This window comes from Candidatus Tisiphia endosymbiont of Micropterix aruncella (assembly GCF_965178575.1).
GTDB lineage: Bacteria > Pseudomonadota > Alphaproteobacteria > Rickettsiales > Rickettsiaceae > Tisiphia.
In genome coordinates, this window is the sequence record NZ_OZ238268.1 from 391,264 (window position 1) to 410,602 (window position 19,339).

The following is a 19,339-nucleotide window of genomic DNA, read 5'->3' on the forward strand; positions in this document are numbered from 1 at the left end:
TATATTTTAGGTATTACGTTAATTCGGGATAAGGATTAGTAAAAATAGCAGACATATATATACTACGAAGAGCAATTAATGTATGAATTCACAGAAATGCAATTTATACATATCCAAAATCTTGTATTAGTTATAGCTAAAGCATTTTTACTAATCCTTATCCCGAATTGACGTGTATTACTTCACCGTAACTTGATAGCTGCACCCTTAGGTCACTAAGCCTTGACCCTTCTTGGGTAGGTAATTTAATACTTTGCTTTTTTCTTGGTAAAAAGAGATTATTGGCTGCCATACCCAAATTAGCACCCATAATCGCTCCAATAGGTCCGCCAATGAAAAAGCCGCCTACCGCTCCTGCTACTGGTAATATGGCATTGGTCATTGGTAGCTAAACCTATAAATCCCAACTAGCATTCTCTGCCATGCAGCTGATAAATAATGTTCGACTACTTGGCCTGAACCTGAATAACAATGAATAATGCCTATACCTCCACTAAAATAGTTGCTAGCTATACCAACATGTTGGGGCTGGCTAAATAGCTTAAACAACAGCACATCACCTAGTTTTATTTGGTTGGTATCAATGTTTTTTAAATGTAAATCTAGAAACTGCTTTAATCTTACCCCATCAGGATAAGGAGAATAGCTCGTTTCATCAAATTCTGCTAATAGTTTGCCATCTGCCCCAACTAGCCTTAGTTCCATAGCAACTCCCATAATCAGCCCAATGCAATCAACACCACCATTGCTGGCATAATTTTTCTTCAGTCTACCTTGGTGATGATACTTAGTGCCAAGCCATGTTCTGGCGTTTGTTACTATATCTTTACCGCTGATCATTATTACTTAGTTACTTCTACGTGTTCCAGCGGTACTCATCAGTTTATCTATGCCGGGCAAATCAGGTTCACCACGGAAATTGATAATATTTTGAAATTTTTCTATGCATGTTTTACTACTTTTATCACAACCAACAATAATAGCAAATTTATCAGATACACTAATAGCAAAAGGCATTGGTAGAGCTAATATTATCTTTGTATCAGCAAAATCTTTTACTTCCATCTTTAGTCCATGATTACTACCGCTATACCAAATAACGTAACCTCCAGTAAACCAGCCATTGGGCTGATTAAGGCTTTGAGCAAAGAAGCTTTGCTGGTCAATCACCCTCGATACTGTTTCTTCCACAGTAAATCCTAGCTGTTGCAAGTTAAACTTGCATTTTGTATCACCAAGATTAGCTCGACAATGAGGCAGATAAGTGTCACACATTGTTTGTGATAAGAATTGTGTAAGCCCTCTTATTTCAGCACAAAACATGTTGCTATTTAAGGTTACTTCCCCTAATATTCCACGCTTTTGTATTAGCTTACCACTATTTGGCTCTTGATAATTTACTAAAAATATTTCAACTTCAGCAAAATCATATTTACCAGCAAGTAAATCGCTAGCATTTATTTTAGGGGTAAAAATTTGCCCTGATAAATCAAGATTATCTACTGCCATGTTACTGCTACTCTCAACATTGCTTGGAGTAAAACTGGCAATAGACTCATATTGCAAATCATTAATCAGTAAATTTTGGTCATAATCAGTAAATCCTAAAATTATTTTGTCTAGTCTAGTAATTTTCCAGCAAGTAGCAAGGCTTGTCACCTCAGATTTTAAGTGATGAGTTAATGTTGGCGGTAAATTTCTCATACTCTAATTTCAATGAGAGGAATATTACCCCAAGAGCCTATGTCAAAACTATCCATCGATAAATCAAGGTGATCCGTGTCAAACCTAACTGGTACATCAAATTCAAAATCTGCCTTTATTTCTTCATCTCTTCTTGGAGGTTGAGCAAAGACAATTGAGCCAGTGGTAAAATCAATATCAATTTCTTCTGTTTGCACTACACAAGAATCAAGATAAATCTTGCAAAAACTATTTTTTACTGGTTTAGTTATAATTCTAGCATAAATATAGCCACCACTAATATAATTTTTAACTAATTGGAATTTTTTTGTTTGACCATCCCCTTTGCCTAATAACTGATTTATACCTTGATAATCAGACCAGTCTTTATAACGAAAACCTATAGCTCTGCCACGCCTTGCCCGAAAAAAACTTATTAGCTCTTGCCACTGGGCTTGCGTCTTGATACCACTACCAATATCATATCTGCTTCTTGCCATTTGCCAGTTAATATTACGTTGCTCATGACCACTAAATGTTGTAACTATATTAGTTGAGAATATTGGACCACCCTTAGAACCATAAGATATCTCAGGCGGAAATTGCACCTCAGCAAAGACAGACATAAATGATTAAATTAGCTTGTTAATCAGAGAGTTAAGATTATTATATATATCTTTTCTATGTCCTATTTTTAAAACTAAAATAAGCAAGATGTTATGTTGAATTTTATAGATTACTCTGTAATCACCAACTCTTAATCTATACAAATCATCCATCCCACTTAATTTTTTTATTCCAAGATTAGGTATTTTGGGGTTTAGATTTTCGAGATTTTTGATAATGTCCTTTTGTAATTGTCTTGGTAATTTCTTGAGTTGTCTCTGAGCTAGTGGTGCTAGCTCGATATTGTATTTAACACTCACAATTTAATATCTTCTAAATATCTTCATTTTTCTTAAAGTCAGCTAGAGATATAGTGCCACGTTGCTTGGCTTCTTCTAGGGATTTTCTTGCATCCTCTACATCTAATTTATCTTCAAGAGCTTCAAGCAAATTTAAATCTTCCATAGGTATTATGGCAACAAGTTTTTTTCCTCGCCTTGTAAAAATGATTCTTTCTTTCCCATAAGCACTACGATTCAGTACTTCAGAAAAATGTTCTCTTGCTTCTACAGTGGTAATAAAATTCATAGTAGGATTGTAACCCTCTTTAATCTACTACCCAAATGTACGTTACGTACAAATTTTTGTCAAGTTATATGTCACAAATTTCTAGAACTCCTTGCTATCTGTCTTGCCATATCAGCGGCAATTTGACTTCTGCTTTGGTTAAATGAGCTAATATCCGGGGTTTGAATATTCATGTTAACTACAATATTGTTGTTGCTAGCACCCGATGCCTCCAGTTTGCTAAAGGGTACAATGCTACCAACACTATTGGGAATAAACAACTCAGGCTCACCACCATCACCAACCACATGTGCTTTACCGGGCTTTACCGTACCACCACTTGCAAACAAACCTCCAAAAATGGAGCTTATCCCACCTAAACTTCTTCCGCCGCCAAACATTTCACCAAATGTACCACCACTAGCCCAAGAGAAAGCCTGTTTAAGCGTCATCTTTAATATATCAACTTGCAGTTGTTTAAAAAAATCACTAAAAACGTTAATTCGGGATAAGGATTAGTAAAAATGCTTTAGCTATAACTAATACAAGATTTTGGATATGTATAAATTGCATTTCTGTGAATTCATACATTAATTGCTCTTCGTAGTGTATATATGTCTGCTATTTTTACTAATCCTTATCCCGAATTAACGTAAGGCGAATAGATTTCGCTTAGATGAAAACCAGCAATATTGTTACTTTCTCCTTGAGCTTCAGATATCCACTTGCCACGCTGCAGCATCGACATTTTATCATTATCATGTAGAATGCAGCCATTTACCTCACAAACATAATGTGCTTCTTCAGGTTTGTCTTTAGGCCATCGTACTTGAGACCATTTTAAAGTTTGGTACTCACCACATAATTTACATGGAACATAATAACGCCTTTGATCGCTTTGCAGATAAGCTAGTTCTATTCTGCTAAAATATTTGATAGTTGGGGTGGAAGTTAAAATAATTTTTCTGTTCCAAAAAGTTGTGGCTCTTTTCTTGGCTAAATTAACTGGATCTCCTTCTGAACCACTACTAGCAGGATAACGATCTACCTCATCACATAGCACAATTCTAACCGGTCTGCTTGCCAGTGAAGATGGTGAATTACTACCAGCCATGGTAATGTGTCCACCCGGAAAACGCTTGTATAATATCTTATTGCCGGAATCTCTACTTTTTGGGTCTTTGACTAAGTTCTTAAACACCTCACTATCACGCAGCATAGGAGTTAAACGATCCGTTGACCAGCTTTCTGCTAGCTTTTCAGTAGGTTGCACTATCAGCATTGGTGCTGGGTCTTGATGAATATGATAGCCAACAATATTATTGATCACTTCGGTTTTACCAACTTGTGCTGATGACATTACTACGATCATCTCTATTTTTGGATCATTTACTGCATCCATGATTTCACGCTGATACGGAGTCTTACTAGTATGCCAACTGCCCGGCTCAGCCGAGGACTCACTTGACAGCTTACGATAATTATCCGCCCACTGACTTACGCTTAACTTTGGTGGTGGTGCTACTAGTTTGGCTATTTTCTTGGTAATCTGACTCCAAATTATTTGGCTTGTTGGCATAATGGGATTGTTGCAAGATGAAAATTTTTTGAATCAGTTTGCAACACTCCCATAATTGCTGAGTTCCAAAAGTGCCTTATGTATCTCCGCCTCTAAACAATGCACAATGGCCGCAAAATCATTATCAAGTACTATTATTTGCCGAGCTATATTGTTTGGAAGGCTTAGCATCCTAGCTCTAAAGGCAATGATCAAATTAGACCAATGAAGTTCCACCTCACTGCTAGCTAAGTATTTGCCTTCCAGTATCTGTACTTCTAATTCTGCTTTATCTGCTTGAGCTTTGAGTAAGCGTAGTTTTTGGGCGTTTAAATTATCAGAGGTATTTTTGCTAATTGGTCTTGATTCAAGATATCGTGCATAAGACTTTATGCAGTCAGCTAAATCATACTTACCAGCTACTGGGGCAGGCAGTATAGCTTCCTTAACCAATTGACGCACTCTACGTTCACTTAATTGCAAAGCTTTGGCAATGTCTAATACTTTATGGTTATTCATTAAACTTGGTTTATTTCAAAAACAATTCTTAAAATTATACGGAAGTACTATCATACTTATGCAATAATAATAGGAACTGAATATTGAGTTATTTTATTATCTCTAGTAATTATAGTCAAACCTTCTATAATAGCCTGAGATATAAGGAGTCTATCAAAAGGGTCATCATGATAATTTTCTAACTTTTCTACAAAAATTGTATGATTGATATTTATAGGCAAATGATAAAAACCACTCTCTAATATTACTTGTTCGAGGTTATTGGGAGCTTCTAGTTTGCCAAGAGCTTTTTTAATAGTAATTTCCCAACTATTTACTGAACTAACAAAAATTAGGTTATTAGGGTTACTAATAATTTTTCTAGATTCTACTGTTAAGGTTGGGTTGTCTTCTAACCACCACAATAAAGTATGAGTATCAAGTAAATAACTCACTCCTCTTTCCCCATAAAACTTGCCAATAAGTTTTGTGGCAATTGATCAAAATCTTTAGCAATTTTTATTTTTCCTTTCCAAGCTCCGGCTTTACGTGGAATTGATACAGCATTATATTTTATTATTTTAACTGTTGGTTTGCCTGCTTTGCAAATAATTACTTCTTCTCCTTCTTGAGCTTTTTTGATTAAGTCAGAAAAATGAATTTTTGCTTCATGTATACTTGCTATTTGCATTTCTTTTCTCTAATGCTTCTTAAAAATTAAGATTAAACTAAATTTTATTATATGTATAGACAATGTTTAAAAATAGATATATGGCTTACAAGTTTATACTTAATTTCGTTTTTTACTACAGCTCATTAAATGTAAGAGTCTTATATTTAAAGGGTTACAGAGCTTTTGTTAAATTAAAAGAAACGAAATATACCAAAAATTTTTATCGCTAGGAAAGGGTCGGGGTGGTCAGTCACCCAGGTTCGACAAGCCTAGAAAGTACCTTGTTTCGTTTCGTGTTTTTCATACTATTTGTTAAATTGCTTATGCCTCCTTTATTTTGCTGTGTCTAATGCAAAGTTAAAAGAAGTCGTAAACACCTTATCAAAACGGCTATTAAAAGTATTAACTGCTGTAGCCTTAAACCCAAACCTTGGGTTAACTTGAGCTTCATGGGTTAGGCTATATAGCTTTTCCAGTCTTTGACTACTAACCCTACGATAAATAGATCTGCCAAGTTTAAATATACTTCTATTCCCCTGTTGATCTCTCAAAGCTTTTGAACTTCTTTGTTTTTTTGGTACATTACTGGTTGGTACAGCAATCATACTGCCACGATATGGCACTTTAATTCCACCTTCTTCCTGAATGTAGGCAAAATGAGCCTTAGTGTACACAGCAGATATTAAGGCATATTTAGTAGCAAATGCCACCTTGATACCAGTTCTTTGGTGTTTGTCCCACCATTTTTTGCTGTTATTGAATATGATTGGTACTCTTTTGCAGATTTGTTCTTGCACAAGCAATGCTATTTTGTTCAGAGTCAAGTTAACTGCAAATGGTAGCTGTTTCTTCTCGATATTATCCATATAACGGGCTATCCTGTTTATATCACTTCTCACATCAATAGTAAAACTCATAACTGCAACCTTTCTAATTTTTAAGCTACCGGACGATATTTAGAACCGTGCAATATTGCAGCAACACCCATTAAAACCCCCTCTCCAAGGTCACCTGTTACTTTAATTGCTGGTCTTACAAACCTCTTATCACCAATATAACCTGCCATAAAAGCAGTAGTCTCATCAGGTCTAGTTTTAAGGTAAGCAAAAGTGCCAGTATTCTCTCCAAGCACAGCTCCTATAATCTCTGTATCAAGGCAATCAGTAAAACTAACATTGTCGTTTGAATGTTGCAACCTGATTTGTACATGCCTGTCATCATTCGGATTCACGTTAGCCGCTCCTACCATTACCGTAAAAATACCACTTTCAAAACCTGATACATCCACTGCCTCTACATCAAGTTTATCTGCATTAATCGCTACTGGTGCTAACAATTGCTGCAGTTTGCTATTGGTTTTTTCTTCTCTTGTTACTGCCATTTATTCCTCTTTTCCCCTTACACCAAGCTACCAAACCTACTATCCCATTCTTGCCTTTTATTATATCCTAAGGTTTACTAACTTGCAATAGTTTTTAATTAAAAGTTACTGTAAGTTACTGCTCACCCTTAGAGTTATAGTGCTTTCAAGGCAAAAAATGTTACTTTAAATTACATTTTTGCTAGAATTCTTGCCATCTTTTTTGTTTCTTCTTCTCTTGTTACCGCCATATATTCCTCTTTTGTCCTTATGCCAAGCTACCAAACCCACTACACCCATTCTTGCCTTTCATTATACCCTAAGGTTTACCAGCTTGCAATAGCCTAAAACTAAAAGTTACTGTAAGTTACTACTCACCCTTAGAGTTATGCTGCTTTCAAGGCAAAAAATGTTACTTTAAATTACATTTTTGCTAGAATTTTTTAGCCCCTCTTGCCGATAAACCTCAATCAAATCATCTAGTGCTTCACGTAATCTAGTGCTGCCCGCACCTTTAGGCCACTGTGGTATTTGCTTTAGCTCAAATTGCCGCAACGGCAACTCCAGTAGGCAAAAATGCTCAACTATCTCCTGTGACTTCCTACCAAGCTTAGCAAATATTCGTTGATGAACTCGAGTTGCCTGTACTTGCATCTCAAACCCCAGCATTTTGCTAAAGTCTTTGTTTGCCTCAATTTGGATTATACCTCTACCACCAACCATGATTACTCTCTGGTAATTACAAGCTAGGCGATCAGCTGCCCTAAACTGCTCATGGTTGATCCCATGCCTCTTACCTTCTGCTACTCCATTTGCCTCATCCTCCAGCCAACAGCGATAAAACCTAGCTATTGGCCTTTTGTCGAATTTGTTTAATTCTGTTCTTTCAGTTTTATGGTGTTTCATGTTTGTTACCTTGTAAAAATTATTGCAGATCCACTTTGCCAGCAGAAGCAAAAATATATATCTACGGCAGACTTTTTATAAGTCTGCTATATATATTTATATATATACAAAATCCTGCTTTTTTGACCTACCTTGAAAGGCTTGTAGTATAAGGTCTTGCGGGTAGTCCAAAAACGCATTTTTATTTAAAAGCGTACTGCTTTTTTGGTCTGCCTTGTATCCCAGTTTCTAAAAGGGTTTGCGGGTAATCCAAAAGAGCAGTGCTTTTTTACTGCATCTTTGCTGCGTTTTAAAATGCATTTTTGCTATCCCCTGAAAGCCTTATAGTATAAGGGTTTGCAGTATTTTCCAAAAGAGCAGTGCTTCTTTACTGCACTTTTAAATTACTTGAAAGCCTTGTAATATAAGCCTTTGCAGGCAGCCCAGAAATGCAGTACTTTTTTGCTACGTCTTTAAATTTCTACATCTTTGCTGCACTTTTAAAATTCTCTACAAGCCAGTCTTTAAAAAAAATTGCAGTATTTCCAAAAGAGCAGTACTTTTTTGCTGCGTCTTTAAATTTCTGCATCTTTGCTGCACTTTAAAAATTCTATACAAGCCAGTCTTTTAAAAAGTTTTGCAGATATTCCAAAAGAGCAGTGCGTTTTTACTGCATCTTTACTGCACTTTTAACATCCCATGAAAGCCTTGTAATATAAGGGTTTGCAGGTAGTCCAAAAGAGCAGTATTTTTTGCTGCGTCTTTAAATTTCTACATCTTTATTGCACTTTTGTTTTTTGGCAATTGTTTGTTCCGTATTTTATCTTCATTTAATCCTCATGCTTTCTTCTAAATCTATGTGCCAAATTTTAGGATTAAGTACCTCATCTTTTTTGCCATCACCGTCACGTTTATAATGTGTGGGCAGTATCGCTTTATAGTTTTTGGATATTTCACCAGTGTTGGTATCTATAGATTCACCTAAATACATTCTCATCCCTTCAGTACACATAAAACCAAAATTTGCTTTCCCTTCTTTGACAAGTTTTAATCCATAATCTTTTGGATTATCAAAAAACTTAATAAGTCCTTTAGTAGCAGCTGCAGAACAATCATCACAAATAGCTCTTTTATTTCCTAAATCATTAGTATTACGAAACTTTTCACCAAATTGCTTCATTAAATAAAACTTGCCTTTGATAGCTTCAGACTCAAGCAAATTGAGGATCACCATAACCCTTCTCTGTCGTTCTCTATCAAATAACAAACCACTTTTTTTAAATGCTATTCTTTTATTATTTGCAATAGATTCTTCTACCCATCGCCCATTTTTCTTACAAATGATTTTAGTTGGTATTTCCCTGCCATTACGCAACTCAAAGATCAGGTGGCGGTCGTTACTTTCGAGATCAGGCTTATATAACAAAGTACCAGCGGTGTAGTAACCACGCAAACTACTAGCACCGCTAAAAGCTTGAAAGGGATCTTCGTCAAACTGAGTTTTAGTGATTTTTTTAGTGTGATGCACTAGTATAATACCAGCATCTAGATTTACTTGATCTCTTAGTAACTCAATCCTCTTTTGCAGAAAAAATAACATCGCATCATTGTCATTTTCAGTAGCTCCATTTCTGCCACCATCAAAAACATTACGAATAGGATCAATTGCAATAATGTCTAGTTTATCAGGAAATACCTGCTTTATGTGTTCAGCCAATGCCTCTATCGTTTTTTCATCCAAACTCAACTTTGAATTTGGAGTAATGTATAAATTATCTTTAGCTAGATTAATCAACTCTTCTGATAATTGCATATTTTGCAGACGCTCCCGCAAATAATGATAACCAATTTCTGCCTGAAAATAGAAAATCCTCAGTGGTCTTGGTGGCACAAAGCCAATAAATTCTCGACCAGCTGCCATATGTACGAGTAGTGACAACAAAAAATCGCTTTTTCCAACTTTAGGTGAACCACCAAACACAAGCATGCCACCTAGTGTTAAAATACGTGGGGCAATTATGTCTTCAGGTAGGCTACTTTTGTCCCCTAAAAGAGACTTAAATGAAAAGCTTTTAATTATAGGCAATTTGCTATTTTCTTTACAGTTTACCTTTTTCGGTTCGCCGTATTTTTGCAAATGCAACTTCCAAAGACCATTAACCGTCTGTTTGATTTTTTCAAGAGACCAAGAAGGGATTACATTAGATAGGTTATAGCTATGAATTTCCTCAATAGCCTCATCCTCACTAATTAATCCATCATGACAACGTCGTAACCAATAGCCAATTACCCGGCTTAAATGGTTAAACCGAGTACGCTCACCATTGCTTCCCTCATGGACTTTATTGGTTAGTAAACTATTAAAAGGCAATGTATTATTATTTGATGGTTTTAAAGCGTTAACAGCAATATTATTATTTAATGTAGGAAGATAGCTAGCACACGTTAATTCGGGATAAGGATTAGTAAAAATAGCAGACATATATACACTACGAAGAGCAATTAATGTATGAATTCACAGAAATGCAATTTATACATATCCAAAATCTTGTATTAGTTATAGCTAAAGCATTTTTACTAATCCTTATCCCGAATTGACGTTAGCACGTGTTATTAGCTCTTCTATTGCATATTCTACTGGATTATACGACCTAATCTTAACTAGATGATACTGACCCCCTTTATGGTAAACTGAGCCAGCAACCCTAATTGGTTGATGAGCTGATTTAAAATGCATGTCACCACCGAAAGCTAGGGCAATTTGGTATCTAAGTTTTAGAAGTTTCTGCAAATCATCGCCCATTACTGCCTTGGTTAACTGCCAGTAAATATGTAGCTTGGCATGACCTGAATCAGTAGTACCTCCAGACTCAACAACCATAGTTGGCTCACCTAAAGCTGCGGTTAAATCCGTTAGTTTACGTTCAGTATCGCCTTCATCAATGTCAATAAGCAATGTTTGCATTTGGATGACATCAATACTGCCAGCTACTCCAGCTTTAGAAACAGTGCCGGGGACAACATAAAAAGCAGAGCTTCGTTGATTAGCTAGCTTTGCAAAATTAGCAGCATGTTCTACCACCTCATCATCAGCCTTTATCCACATATTACTTGGTGGTCGACTGTTGTTATTGCCCTTTTCAGCAAAAGACCTCAATGGTATAAAACCTTCTAAATAGCCAAATACTACGTAAAAGTAAGTTTTTATATAATCTCTTGATGGTTGTAACATAGTTCTCTTTATGAACCCCAACATTTATTTTGGTAATGGCACATTTTACACTCGAAATAATCCTTGCTAGTAAAAGCCCTTGGCAGTAATTCATCAGCTTCTATAGCCCTGATAATATTTACTGCCTTATCACTCATTTTTTGAGCAAGTTCCCCGTCAAATGGTATCAATTCGTGGTAAATTTCTGCATTATCTTTGTTAACAGCTGTAAACAAGCATGGATTCTTTGAAATACTAGGAATAGTCTCTGTCATATAAGCTTGGTACAAAGCAATCTGAGCAGCATAAAGCGGTTTAGACAAGGTTAGCCCTTTTTTTGCAGTTTCCTTCCACGCTCTATTGTTCATTGATTTTGCTTCCCATAAGGCAGGACAGGTAATATTGATTCCACTAGGAGCAGTCTTAATAATCCCATCGATATGCCCAGCTATTCGAGTATCAGCTACCATAAAACCAAATTGCTTACCGTTGTCATCAACAGTAATTAGCTCAAATCCAGCTAGGCGTAACCATCTTGCCGCTAGTTCTTCAAACAAATGCCCGGCTTCAAAGATACGAAGCGTTTGACCGCTAAAGCCTGAAGTTTCATGATGTACAGCACTAAGATATTCATACTGCAACGCTCTACTACAAGGATGACCAAGGCTAGAAGCACCTAAATACTTACGTTTTGGCAACGTTTTTCTCTCTAATGTTAATGCTTGGTTCAGCAATAGATTCAACTGCTCATTAATAGTATTACTGACAGGTGTATTGATTGGTCTATTAAAATCCAGCATAATCAGCCCCAACTTGGTATATTACTAAGACCCATTACAGCAGCATAATCCTTATGCTCTAGACCAATGGCACATTTGATCACGTTTCTCTTATTACCTTCCTGATCTTGTTCAACATCTATTTTAACCACAAACTCCAGTCCATTAAGGTCAGCAAAACTGTTAATTTTTCTAGCAGTTTGTGCAGCTTCACAATTATCCTTATCACTAAACCCTTTAGCTGAATTTAAGATAGAGCGGATAAAACTGCGACCCATAGCACCCCAGAGATTATTATTCTTCTCACTGTAAAGACCAATTAGCTGCCATATTTTGTAACCTATATATTTTTCGTCTAATTTTCCTTGTAAAATTGTAAATGCACAGTTAAGGTAAACAGCCTTGCTTGCTAAATTCTGAGTAGCATAACCCAAAGTCCAACCTTGCTCTAGGTCATCATAACCGCCCATCTTAATTCGCAAAGCAACCTTAGCTATAGTCCCAGCTGGGATTAGTTCAAAATTAAATTGTTCAATATTATTGAAATCGTAAAAGCTCATAATTATTTTCCTCCTGTTGTTATTCTTGTTGCTGATTTAATTTTTTCCATTAATTTGCCAAGGTCAGCTGGTTCGATCATTGCTAATTTGCCTGATCGGTCTTTGGCGGGATAACCATATGGATTGTTGGTATGGTTAATAAAAGCTCGGTAAGTTGAGTTATCTTGTGCTTTAAGCTCTGCCATAGTAATGACCTGATCAACTATGCCCGGTAGCTCATTTGCCGTTTTGCTACCATCTATTTGCAGGGCAAAATTTTTGCGGTTTAAATCATCAAATTTTTCCTCTAAAATTCCAACAAGCCATACATTCTTACTTCTGCTATGTTGTAAAGTAGTAAGCCAGCTAATCATTTCTTGTCCATGCAACCCATAGGCTGAACGCATATCTTCTTTACCGGTTTTATCGCTAATTACCTGTGGCTGCCCCTTACACCATTGTAAACACAAGCGACCTGCAACAGTAATGGAATCAATAAAGATAGTCTGATATTTATCCAGCATTGCAGCTTCCCCAAAGCGTTTGCAAACATCTTGATAATGAGCATTACTGTAAACAAAACCATCACGAATAGCCGGATTAGCACCACCAATAAACACTGCAAGGTCTCGACATTCTTGCCAAGTACGCGGTCTAATAGTATCTCCTTGCCAACCTTCTACTGCTAAATCACCTGCCTCTAGGTCAAGGAATAAAGTGTTATTTTTTGGCAGCGTCCAAAGTAAACTGGTTTTACCTACTCCGTAACCACCAAAAATACATCCCTTAATACCTCTTGTTTCAGCTAAGCGTTCATCGGCACTGATAATAGGCAGCTTGCTCATAATGCTACCTCCTGATCCAGTCTGTTTAGTTTATAAATCGGCTTACCCAGCTTTAAAGTTCGAGCAGGTTCAAAAATGTTCTTAATTGTGCTAGACCAGCTGTTATACTTAGCCTCTGAGATATTGTAGTAGGTTTCAATGAAGTCACTTAAATTCCCTCCGTTAATTAAGATATCAGTAACAATCTTTGCCAACTTGTGCTGATCCCATTCAACCTTCTTAACAACATCACAACTAATCTTAAAGCCATTATCCTCAAGATGTATAACGCCCGTATCCTTCTCAAGTCGTAGCCTTTTAGCTCTAACATGTTCCCCATACTTTAAGCTAATGGCAGACAAAAGCCATTCTCTAGTTTTTTTTGCTTGCTCAAGTTGGTCTGATACTTGCTGCAATAACTGGTACAAATCTTGTATTTGGTATTTTGCCAGCGAGCCAATTGGTACGTGTAAAACGTTATCTTTATTCATCATTAATCTCCTATTTGAAATATAAAATGCCCTTAATAGGATTCCTTGAAATTTCAATTTTTGCAACCTTAAGTTATTAAAAATAACTTGTTTAAACCGGATATCTAGCATAGATCAAGCAAAAAGCTCTTTAATTTAGTTATTTAAAATAACATTTTTCCACAGATTTATAATTTTAGATTACAGTACCCATAATTAGAAATCAGTCCATGACTCAGTACATTTCTAAAACTCCTATGTAGAACCTTTGATTTAACAAAAAATATTTTTCTATACATGACAGTTAGCTAGGTTTTATAACCTACAATTAAAATTAAGAAGATTATGAAACTTTCAACTTGGATGTCAGTAAATAAAATAAAGCCTACTGCAGCTGCTCGCTTATTTGAAACAACTCATACCCATATTTACAAATATCTTTATGAAGCAGCTATTCCAAGAGAAAAAATTATGATGAAGATTTTTATAACTACTCGAGGAGCTGTAACACCAAATGATTTTTACGGAGCTACAGATGAATTTCTTGAACAAGAATTATTAAAGGAATTAAAACAAGATGACTACCGGTATTAAACGTAAACTTCAAACTATCCTAGCACTTGACCTTGGCACGACCCTAGGCTGGGCAATACGATATCCAACAGGTCGTATTACCTTTGGTACAGTCACTTTCAAGCTAAAGCGATTTGAAGGAGGAGGCATGCCATATTTACGCTTTAAGCAATTTATATCGAAATATAATTAAGGAAAGAATAATGGACAAAAAACCAACGACAGCATACAAACAACACTCACATATCAAACAAGATAAAAGGAGTAAAGATGAATTATATGAATCGATAGTTAATGGTATCAGAGCAGAATATAACGGCAAATTATCCGACGTTGAAGCACATACGGCAGCTAGAAATTTAATAGAATTTGTCAAAATCTTGCTTCATTTTAATCAAAAGTAGAATAAGATAAAATAAATTGACTATTAAGAGAGTTTAAGTTAAATCTTCTGTTAAAACAACTATATGTAATTGGAGATAGAAAATATGATAGAAAAACCATTAAAAGCTGTTAAAGCTATTTTACTTGCTCGCGTTTCAACAAAAGAACAAGAAGATGGCTACTCTATTGAAGCACAGAAATACCGATTGCAAGAATATTGTCTGCGTAAAGGTTTAGAAATTCTAAAGATATTTGAATTCTCGGAGTCGTCAACAGTAGGTAATCGTAAAAAGTTTCAGGAAGCTATATACTTTGCTAAAAAACAAAAAGAAATTATAGCAGTAGTTGCAGATAAAGTTGATCGATTACAACGTAGCTATAAAGAAACACCTCTACTAAATGATCTAATTGAAAGAGCAAAAATCGAACTACATTTTTACACGGAAAATTGTATCATCCATAAGCATTCTACTTCGCAAGATAGGATGGTATGGAATATGTTTGTAATGATGGCTCAAAATTTCGTTGACAGTCTTAGAGATAACGTAAACCGCAGTATAGCTCAAAAACTACGTCAAGGAGAGTGGATAAGCACTGCTCCCATTGGTTACTTGCATGTAAAAAGTGGTAATAGTAACGATCGAGGTAAGGGAAAAATAATAGTTGATCATGAACGCTCACATTTAATAAAAAAAATATTTGAAACATATGCTGCAGGTAGTCATACTCTTCCCGAAATACTAGAGAAAACCAAAGAATGGGGGCTGCGTAATTCTAGAGGTCATCAAGGTTATTTGTGTCATTCTCATCTTTATGCTATTATTACAAATCCATTTTATTACGGAGTAATGCGAGTACTAAAAACTAATAAAGAATACCCGCATATTTATCCACCAATCATTAGTAAGGAGTTATTTGATGTTTGTCAAGCAGTACGCCTTGGTTGGAATAAGAAACCGTTTAAATATGGAGAAAAAGAGTATATATTTAGGGGGTTAATAAAATGTGCTACTACTGGTCGAATAGTCACTGCTGCTACTAAAAAGAAAACCTACATTAATGGTCAGATTGGAGAATGGACATATTTACGAACTTGGGATTCCACTAACTCTAATAAGATAATATACATAAAAGAAGAAGAAATATTAGAAGAAGTAGAAAAAGTCTTTGAATCTATGCATTTGAAACCACAGATGTTAGTTGATGTGATATCACATATTAAAAGCGGTGTCAATGCGGAGCAAGAATATTATCAACAACGTATTAAGGAACTTAATTGTGAACATGCGAAAATTACGACACGTGCGGATAAATTGACTGATTTATTTTTAGATGGTGATATTGACAAAAATACTTATGAAGAGAAACATAAACAGTTAATACAAAAACGTAAAGATATTATTAGAGAAATAGAGAATCATACAAATGCTGATGATAAATTTTCAGAACTCCTGATTAACCTAGTAGAACTGGCTTCCGGAGCGTTCGTAGCCTTCAAAGGTTCTACTATTGAGAGAAAACGTAAATTGATAAATTTAGTGTTTGGTAACCTAAAATTAAAAGACGGAAAGCTAGACTTTATGCTACGTCCACCGTTTGACGCATTCGTAAAATGCACTGAAATCGGAGAATGGCGCACCCGAGAGGAGTCGAACCCCTAACCCTATGATCCGTAGTCATATACTCTATCCAATTGAGCTACGGGTGCCTTATATACTCTTCTGCTTAAAGAATTGCTTTTTGAGATATTATTGGATTCACGTACCAAAGTACGCTGCGTGTGTCCCTAATTCATTTTCAATTCGTAGGATCATTCGAGTATACTTGAATCCTAGATAGCATTTTAAAGTTGAAAATGGTGAAATTTTTAGAAAGAGTATAATATATCCCTAAACTCCTATTATGTCAAGATCATAAGTTTCCAAACCTAGAACAGCCTAATTAAAATATTATTTAGCCAAACCAATTTATTAAAGTAAAAGTGATAGCATAATGCATGACTGAAGCAAAAATTGCTGCTGCAATGTCATCTACCATAATACCAATACCCCCTTTGATATTAGAATCGAGCCAATTTATTGGCCATGGTTTTATTATATCAAAAAATCTAAACAACACTAAGGGCAAAGCAAATAAAAAGATAAAATTTATTATTTGTGAACTTAAATATTTTGTAAGTCCTGAGTAGTTTACGAAAACCACAGAAAAACAACTTAGTATTATTGTTAGCATTTGACCAACTACCTCATCAATCACCACTTCTTTTGGATCGTCCTGTGTACCATATTGTATGTATATTGAAGAGAAGTATGTGCCTAATATAAATAACAACAGGCAAATCAAAAGAGTAATAATAAAGAGAGTAATAAATTGTGCTTGTAAAGTTGTGAAATTAGTAAATGAAAAAATTAGTTGATTAGTTATAGAAAGATATACGATCAAGTAGCACAAAGGGAAAGCAGCTAAAGACCCAAATGTACCAGGACAGTATTTTATTCTACCTATATAGAAAAAAGTTACAAAAAGTTCTACAAATTTTTTTCTTTTAGACATAATTCTGCTTAATTTTCTGATAATTCAAATAATTGATGCAAGCAACGTATTGTTTTTTCGGTATCTAGGTCTTTTATTAGGATAGAAATTTTAATTTCTGAGATTTGTATCTTTTTCACTGATATATTTTCTTTTTCTAGTTCATTTAATACCATACCAAGTAGGGTTTGATCATTTTTAATACCATAACCAATAATTGATACTATAGAAATTTGACTGTCAATGATAAAATTATTTATTTGATTAGTATTTTTTAGATCATCTAGTAAATGTTGTAATTTATTTTTATCGGATAGTTGGATAATGAAACTATATTGTATATTTTCCTCAATATTTTCCATTAATTCTAGGTGAATATTATGGTCAGCGATGAGGTTGCATATCTTGGAAAAACTCAATTGGGAGGATACCACTAGTTGTAATAAATTTTTGTTGGAAGTAATACCAGTAATTTGCCTATTTTCCATAATTTTATCTCTAGATGTTATTAGTGTACCGTTTTTTTCGTGGTATAATGGGAGTAAAAACGATGATAAAACGCGTATGGGTACATTATATCTAATAGCAACCTCTAAGGAACGTGGATGCAGCACTTTAGCCCCACAAGATGTAAATTCCAGCATTTCTTCGAAACTAATCTGTGATAATTTTGTTGCTCCCGGGACAATTCGAGGATCGGCAGTAAACACTCCTTCCACATCAGTGTATATATCACATCTATCAGCTTTCATAGCAGCTGCAATTAAAGAGGCGGTAGTATCTGATCCTCCTCGACCAAGCGTTGTCAACCTATTATGATTAGTGACACCTTGGAATCCAGCAACTATTGGGATGATGTTTTGCTTAATACATTCTATTAATAAACTAGTAGAGAGTTGTTCAACCAAAGCTTTGCTATAATTATCATTGGTTAAGATCGGTAATTGCCATGCCAGCACAGATCTTGCATTCATGCCTTGTTCTTGTAGTTTAAGGGCTAGTAAAGATGCTGTTACCATCTCCCCGCTACAAAGAGCGGCATCATATTCTGCGAGTTCTGAATTAGTCTTAAGACTAGAAACTTCATTACATAGAGTAACTAGCTGGTTGGTAACCCCAGCCATAGCTGAGACGACAATTATTACTTGATTGCCATGCTGCTTTTCAAGCTTAATAATTGGAATAATTTCTTTTATTCTTGCAATGTTAGCAACGGAAGTTCCACCAAATTTTTGAACTATTATTGACATAAATCTGAAAGCGTAATTTTCTATGTCATTCCTGTGGCTTCAATGTCATCTCTGCGTAGATTACTAGTATGTCATTGCCGCGTAGGCGGGAATCCAAATACGATCTTACAACCCCTGCTTCTCTTACGATGTCACTCCTATTCACCACAATGTCACCCCTGCGTAGGCAGGGGTCTAAAAAAGTCTAACAAACCCTCTTGGTCTATTGTTCTAGATTCCTGCCTACGCAGGAATGACATCGTAGGTGAGGATGACATCCGCAGGCAAAAATAACATCATAACTACACAATATTGACTATTTTATGGTTTCTCTTACTAGAAAATTCTACTTTGCCTGCAATCAAGGCAAATAACGTATGATCTCTACCAAGTCCAACATTTTTACCTGGGTAAAATTTAGTGCCACGTTGTCTAACAATAATGTTACCTGGTATCACATATTGTCCATCATATTTTTTGAGACCCAACCTACGACCGGCTGAATCTCTGCCGTTTCTAGAACTACCACCAGCTTTTTTAGTTGCCATCTATATATCCTTAAATAAATCCTATTATAGTTTAGTAATGTCTAATATTTTCAGTTCGGTCAATTCCTGTCTATGACCAGTCTTGCGACGATAATTCTGACGACGTTTTTTCTTAAAGACAATAACCTTATTATCTTTAAACTGGTTAGTAATTTCAGCAGTAACAAGAGCTCCTTTAACCATTGGCGTACCTATAAAAGATGGCTTTGAATCTTCACCAATCATCAATATTTGGTCAAATTGGATTTTTGCACCTCTTTCACCGTCAATTTTTTCTACTTTGATGACACTGTTTCTGCCGACTTTATACTGTTTCCCGCCTGATTTGACGATTGCGAACATGAAAAATATCCTAACTAAAATTTAAACAAATTAAGTCGACATTATATTACCAGCAACTATTTTAGTCAATAGCAATTC

At 35.5% G+C, this 19,339-nt stretch carries 28 protein-coding genes and 1 tRNA gene; 4 read left to right on the top strand and 25 right to left on the bottom strand.

What is annotated here, in order from left to right:
- Window positions 1-157: 157 nt before the first annotated feature.
- From ACN1AG_RS01835 to ACN1AG_RS01930, 20 genes are all read right to left on the bottom strand, one after another.
- Window positions 158-382: a hypothetical protein gene (locus tag ACN1AG_RS01835; protein WP_417905272.1), complete on the bottom strand. Its 225-nt coding sequence runs from the start codon at window positions 380-382 to the stop codon at window positions 158-160.
- A complete protein-coding gene (locus ACN1AG_RS01840) occupies window positions 379-840 on the bottom strand; it encodes an NlpC/P60 family protein (protein ID WP_417905273.1) in 462 nt (153 codons plus the stop codon). Before ACN1AG_RS01840 ends, ACN1AG_RS01835 begins: the two co-directional genes overlap by 4 nt.
- Window positions 841-846: 6 nt before the next feature.
- Window positions 847-1,704 carry a DUF2163 domain-containing protein gene (locus ACN1AG_RS01845; RefSeq protein WP_417905274.1) on the bottom strand — a complete coding sequence of 286 codons (858 nt, stop codon included), beginning with the start codon at window positions 1,702-1,704 and terminating at the stop codon, window positions 847-849.
- Window positions 1,701-2,309 (bottom strand): DUF2460 domain-containing protein, encoded by a 609-nt coding sequence (locus tag ACN1AG_RS01850; RefSeq protein WP_417905275.1) that lies wholly within the window; start codon window positions 2,307-2,309, stop codon window positions 1,701-1,703. The genes ACN1AG_RS01845 and ACN1AG_RS01850 overlap by 4 nt, the downstream gene beginning before the upstream one ends.
- A 6-nt stretch (window positions 2,310-2,315) precedes the next feature.
- A complete protein-coding gene (locus tag ACN1AG_RS01855) occupies window positions 2,316-2,609 on the bottom strand; it encodes a type II toxin-antitoxin system RelE family toxin (RefSeq protein ID WP_410520702.1) in 294 nt (97 codons plus the stop codon).
- 13 nt (window positions 2,610-2,622) lie between these two features.
- Window positions 2,623-2,877 carry a type II toxin-antitoxin system Phd/YefM family antitoxin gene (locus tag ACN1AG_RS01860; protein ID WP_341754388.1) on the bottom strand — a complete coding sequence of 85 codons (255 nt, stop codon included), beginning with the start codon at window positions 2,875-2,877 and terminating at the stop codon, window positions 2,623-2,625.
- 71 nt (window positions 2,878-2,948) lie between these two features.
- Entirely contained in the window at window positions 2,949-3,308 is a 360-nt protein-coding gene (locus ACN1AG_RS01865) for a hypothetical protein (RefSeq protein ID WP_417905276.1), read from the bottom strand.
- A gap of 185 nt (window positions 3,309-3,493) precedes the next feature.
- Window positions 3,494-4,435: a phage terminase large subunit family protein gene (locus ACN1AG_RS01870; protein ID WP_417905277.1), complete on the bottom strand. Its 942-nt coding sequence runs from the start codon at window positions 4,433-4,435 to the stop codon at window positions 3,494-3,496.
- A 33-nt stretch (window positions 4,436-4,468) separates the two neighbouring features.
- Window positions 4,469-4,933 (bottom strand): hypothetical protein, encoded by a 465-nt coding sequence (locus ACN1AG_RS01875; protein ID WP_417905278.1) that lies wholly within the window; start codon window positions 4,931-4,933, stop codon window positions 4,469-4,471.
- 56 nt (window positions 4,934-4,989) lie between these two features.
- Window positions 4,990-5,367, bottom strand: a complete 378-nt coding sequence (locus ACN1AG_RS01880) for a type II toxin-antitoxin system VapC family toxin (protein ID WP_417905279.1) — start codon at window positions 5,365-5,367, stop codon at window positions 4,990-4,992.
- Window positions 5,364-5,603: a type II toxin-antitoxin system Phd/YefM family antitoxin gene (locus ACN1AG_RS01885; RefSeq protein WP_417905280.1), complete on the bottom strand. Its 240-nt coding sequence runs from the start codon at window positions 5,601-5,603 to the stop codon at window positions 5,364-5,366. Before ACN1AG_RS01885 ends, ACN1AG_RS01880 begins: the two co-directional genes overlap by 4 nt.
- Window positions 5,604-5,917: 314 nt before the next feature.
- Window positions 5,918-6,502 (bottom strand): hypothetical protein, encoded by a 585-nt coding sequence (locus tag ACN1AG_RS01890; RefSeq protein WP_417905281.1) that lies wholly within the window; start codon window positions 6,500-6,502, stop codon window positions 5,918-5,920.
- 20 nt (window positions 6,503-6,522) lie between these two features.
- Entirely contained in the window at window positions 6,523-6,966 is a 444-nt protein-coding gene (locus ACN1AG_RS01895; protein ID WP_417905282.1) for a hypothetical protein, read from the bottom strand.
- A gap of 396 nt (window positions 6,967-7,362) precedes the next feature.
- Window positions 7,363-7,851, bottom strand: a complete 489-nt coding sequence (locus tag ACN1AG_RS01900; protein ID WP_417905283.1) for a hypothetical protein — start codon at window positions 7,849-7,851, stop codon at window positions 7,363-7,365.
- Window positions 7,852-8,656: 805 nt separating this feature from the next.
- Window positions 8,657-10,312, bottom strand: a complete 1,656-nt coding sequence (locus ACN1AG_RS01905; protein WP_417905284.1) for an AAA family ATPase — start codon at window positions 10,310-10,312, stop codon at window positions 8,657-8,659.
- Window positions 10,313-10,414: 102 nt separating this feature from the next.
- On the bottom strand, window positions 10,415-11,062 hold the full coding sequence (locus tag ACN1AG_RS01910; protein WP_417905285.1) for a hypothetical protein: 648 nt from the start codon (window positions 11,060-11,062) through the stop codon (window positions 10,415-10,417).
- 8 nt (window positions 11,063-11,070) lie between these two features.
- Entirely contained in the window at window positions 11,071-11,841 is a 771-nt protein-coding gene (locus ACN1AG_RS01915; protein ID WP_417905286.1) for a hypothetical protein, read from the bottom strand.
- Window positions 11,842-11,843: 2 nt separating this feature from the next.
- Window positions 11,844-12,380: a hypothetical protein gene (locus tag ACN1AG_RS01920; RefSeq protein WP_417905287.1), complete on the bottom strand. Its 537-nt coding sequence runs from the start codon at window positions 12,378-12,380 to the stop codon at window positions 11,844-11,846.
- 2 nt (window positions 12,381-12,382) lie between these two features.
- Window positions 12,383-13,204 (bottom strand): ATP-binding protein, encoded by an 822-nt coding sequence (locus ACN1AG_RS01925; protein WP_417905288.1) that lies wholly within the window; start codon window positions 13,202-13,204, stop codon window positions 12,383-12,385.
- Entirely contained in the window at window positions 13,201-13,674 is a 474-nt protein-coding gene (locus ACN1AG_RS01930; RefSeq protein ID WP_417905289.1) for a hypothetical protein, read from the bottom strand. Before ACN1AG_RS01930 ends, ACN1AG_RS01925 begins: the two co-directional genes overlap by 4 nt.
- Before the next feature lie 324 nt (window positions 13,675-13,998).
- Between ACN1AG_RS01930 and ACN1AG_RS01935 the strand changes: the two genes are divergently transcribed.
- From ACN1AG_RS01935 to ACN1AG_RS01950, 4 genes are all read left to right on the top strand, one after another.
- Window positions 13,999-14,247 carry a hypothetical protein gene (locus ACN1AG_RS01935; RefSeq protein ID WP_341757964.1) on the top strand — a complete coding sequence of 83 codons (249 nt, stop codon included), beginning with the start codon at window positions 13,999-14,001 and terminating at the stop codon, window positions 14,245-14,247.
- On the top strand, window positions 14,231-14,419 hold the full coding sequence (locus ACN1AG_RS01940; RefSeq protein ID WP_417905290.1) for a hypothetical protein: 189 nt from the start codon (window positions 14,231-14,233) through the stop codon (window positions 14,417-14,419). Before ACN1AG_RS01935 ends, ACN1AG_RS01940 begins: the two co-directional genes overlap by 17 nt.
- A 10-nt stretch (window positions 14,420-14,429) precedes the next feature.
- Window positions 14,430-14,630, top strand: a complete 201-nt coding sequence (locus ACN1AG_RS01945; protein WP_417905291.1) for a hypothetical protein — start codon at window positions 14,430-14,432, stop codon at window positions 14,628-14,630.
- An 84-nt stretch (window positions 14,631-14,714) separates the two neighbouring features.
- Entirely contained in the window at window positions 14,715-16,271 is a 1,557-nt protein-coding gene (locus ACN1AG_RS01950) for a recombinase family protein (RefSeq protein WP_417905292.1), read from the top strand.
- Here the strand turns inward: ACN1AG_RS01950 and ACN1AG_RS01955 are convergent.
- The 5 genes from ACN1AG_RS01955 to rplU form a co-directional block, all read right to left on the bottom strand.
- A tRNA-Arg gene (locus tag ACN1AG_RS01955) sits at window positions 16,242-16,318 on the bottom strand. The two genes, ACN1AG_RS01950 and ACN1AG_RS01955, sit on opposite strands and share 30 nt — an antisense overlap.
- Before the next feature lie 245 nt (window positions 16,319-16,563).
- The gene (locus ACN1AG_RS01960; RefSeq protein ID WP_417905293.1) at window positions 16,564-17,163 is read right to left on the bottom strand and encodes a phosphatidylglycerophosphatase A; all 600 of its coding nucleotides are present in this window, start codon (window positions 17,161-17,163) and stop codon (window positions 16,564-16,566) included.
- Window positions 17,164-17,171: 8 nt separating this feature from the next.
- Window positions 17,172-18,392: an aspartate kinase gene (locus tag ACN1AG_RS01965; RefSeq protein ID WP_417905294.1), complete on the bottom strand. Its 1,221-nt coding sequence runs from the start codon at window positions 18,390-18,392 to the stop codon at window positions 17,172-17,174.
- A 281-nt stretch (window positions 18,393-18,673) separates the two neighbouring features.
- Window positions 18,674-18,919, bottom strand: a complete 246-nt coding sequence (gene rpmA, locus ACN1AG_RS01970; RefSeq protein WP_417905295.1) for a 50S ribosomal protein L27 — start codon at window positions 18,917-18,919, stop codon at window positions 18,674-18,676.
- 24 nt (window positions 18,920-18,943) lie between these two features.
- Entirely contained in the window at window positions 18,944-19,261 is a 318-nt protein-coding gene (rplU, locus tag ACN1AG_RS01975) for a 50S ribosomal protein L21 (protein WP_341753929.1), read from the bottom strand.
- Window positions 19,262-19,339: the final 78 nt, after the last annotated feature.

Coding starts and splice junctions, on each gene's coding strand:
- ACN1AG_RS01905 (WP_417905284.1), bottom strand. CDS start 10,312: ATGTCTGCTATTTTTACTAATCCTTATCCCGAATTAACGTGTGCTAGC.
- ACN1AG_RS01850 (WP_417905275.1), bottom strand. CDS start 2,309: ATGTCTGTCTTTGCTGAGGTGCAATTTCCGCCTGAGATATCTTATGGT.
- ACN1AG_RS01960 (WP_417905293.1), bottom strand. CDS start 17,163: ATGTCTAAAAGAAAAAAATTTGTAGAACTTTTTGTAACTTTTTTCTAT.
- ACN1AG_RS01860 (WP_341754388.1), bottom strand. CDS start 2,877: ATGAATTTTATTACCACTGTAGAAGCAAGAGAACATTTTTCTGAAGTA.
- rpmA (WP_417905295.1), bottom strand. CDS start 18,919: ATGGCAACTAAAAAAGCTGGTGGTAGTTCTAGAAACGGCAGAGATTCA.
- ACN1AG_RS01925 (WP_417905288.1), bottom strand. CDS start 13,204: ATGAGCAAGCTGCCTATTATCAGTGCCGATGAACGCTTAGCTGAAACA.
- ACN1AG_RS01885 (WP_417905280.1), bottom strand. CDS start 5,603: ATGCAAATAGCAAGTATACATGAAGCAAAAATTCATTTTTCTGACTTA.
- ACN1AG_RS01835 (WP_417905272.1), bottom strand. CDS start 382: ATGACCAATGCCATATTACCAGTAGCAGGAGCGGTAGGCGGCTTTTTC.
- ACN1AG_RS01890 (WP_417905281.1), bottom strand. CDS start 6,502: ATGAGTTTTACTATTGATGTGAGAAGTGATATAAACAGGATAGCCCGT.
- ACN1AG_RS01940 (WP_417905290.1), top strand. CDS start 14,231: ATGACTACCGGTATTAAACGTAAACTTCAAACTATCCTAGCACTTGAC.
- ACN1AG_RS01870 (WP_417905277.1), bottom strand. CDS start 4,435: ATGCCAACAAGCCAAATAATTTGGAGTCAGATTACCAAGAAAATAGCC.
- ACN1AG_RS01915 (WP_417905286.1), bottom strand. CDS start 11,841: ATGCTGGATTTTAATAGACCAATCAATACACCTGTCAGTAATACTATT.
- ACN1AG_RS01950 (WP_417905292.1), top strand. CDS start 14,715: ATGATAGAAAAACCATTAAAAGCTGTTAAAGCTATTTTACTTGCTCGC.
- ACN1AG_RS01895 (WP_417905282.1), bottom strand. CDS start 6,966: ATGGCAGTAACAAGAGAAGAAAAAACCAATAGCAAACTGCAGCAATTG.
- ACN1AG_RS01935 (WP_341757964.1), top strand. CDS start 13,999: ATGAAACTTTCAACTTGGATGTCAGTAAATAAAATAAAGCCTACTGCA.
- rplU (WP_341753929.1), bottom strand. CDS start 19,261: ATGTTCGCAATCGTCAAATCAGGCGGGAAACAGTATAAAGTCGGCAGA.
- ACN1AG_RS01920 (WP_417905287.1), bottom strand. CDS start 12,380: ATGAGCTTTTACGATTTCAATAATATTGAACAATTTAATTTTGAACTA.
- ACN1AG_RS01945 (WP_417905291.1), top strand. CDS start 14,430: ATGGACAAAAAACCAACGACAGCATACAAACAACACTCACATATCAAA.
- ACN1AG_RS01930 (WP_417905289.1), bottom strand. CDS start 13,674: ATGAATAAAGATAACGTTTTACACGTACCAATTGGCTCGCTGGCAAAA.
- ACN1AG_RS01910 (WP_417905285.1), bottom strand. CDS start 11,062: ATGTTACAACCATCAAGAGATTATATAAAAACTTACTTTTACGTAGTA.
- ACN1AG_RS01845 (WP_417905274.1), bottom strand. CDS start 1,704: ATGAGAAATTTACCGCCAACATTAACTCATCACTTAAAATCTGAGGTG.
- ACN1AG_RS01865 (WP_417905276.1), bottom strand. CDS start 3,308: ATGACGCTTAAACAGGCTTTCTCTTGGGCTAGTGGTGGTACATTTGGT.
- ACN1AG_RS01840 (WP_417905273.1), bottom strand. CDS start 840: ATGATCAGCGGTAAAGATATAGTAACAAACGCCAGAACATGGCTTGGC.
- ACN1AG_RS01965 (WP_417905294.1), bottom strand. CDS start 18,392: ATGTCAATAATAGTTCAAAAATTTGGTGGAACTTCCGTTGCTAACATT.
- ACN1AG_RS01875 (WP_417905278.1), bottom strand. CDS start 4,933: ATGAATAACCATAAAGTATTAGACATTGCCAAAGCTTTGCAATTAAGT.
- ACN1AG_RS01900 (WP_417905283.1), bottom strand. CDS start 7,851: ATGAAACACCATAAAACTGAAAGAACAGAATTAAACAAATTCGACAAA.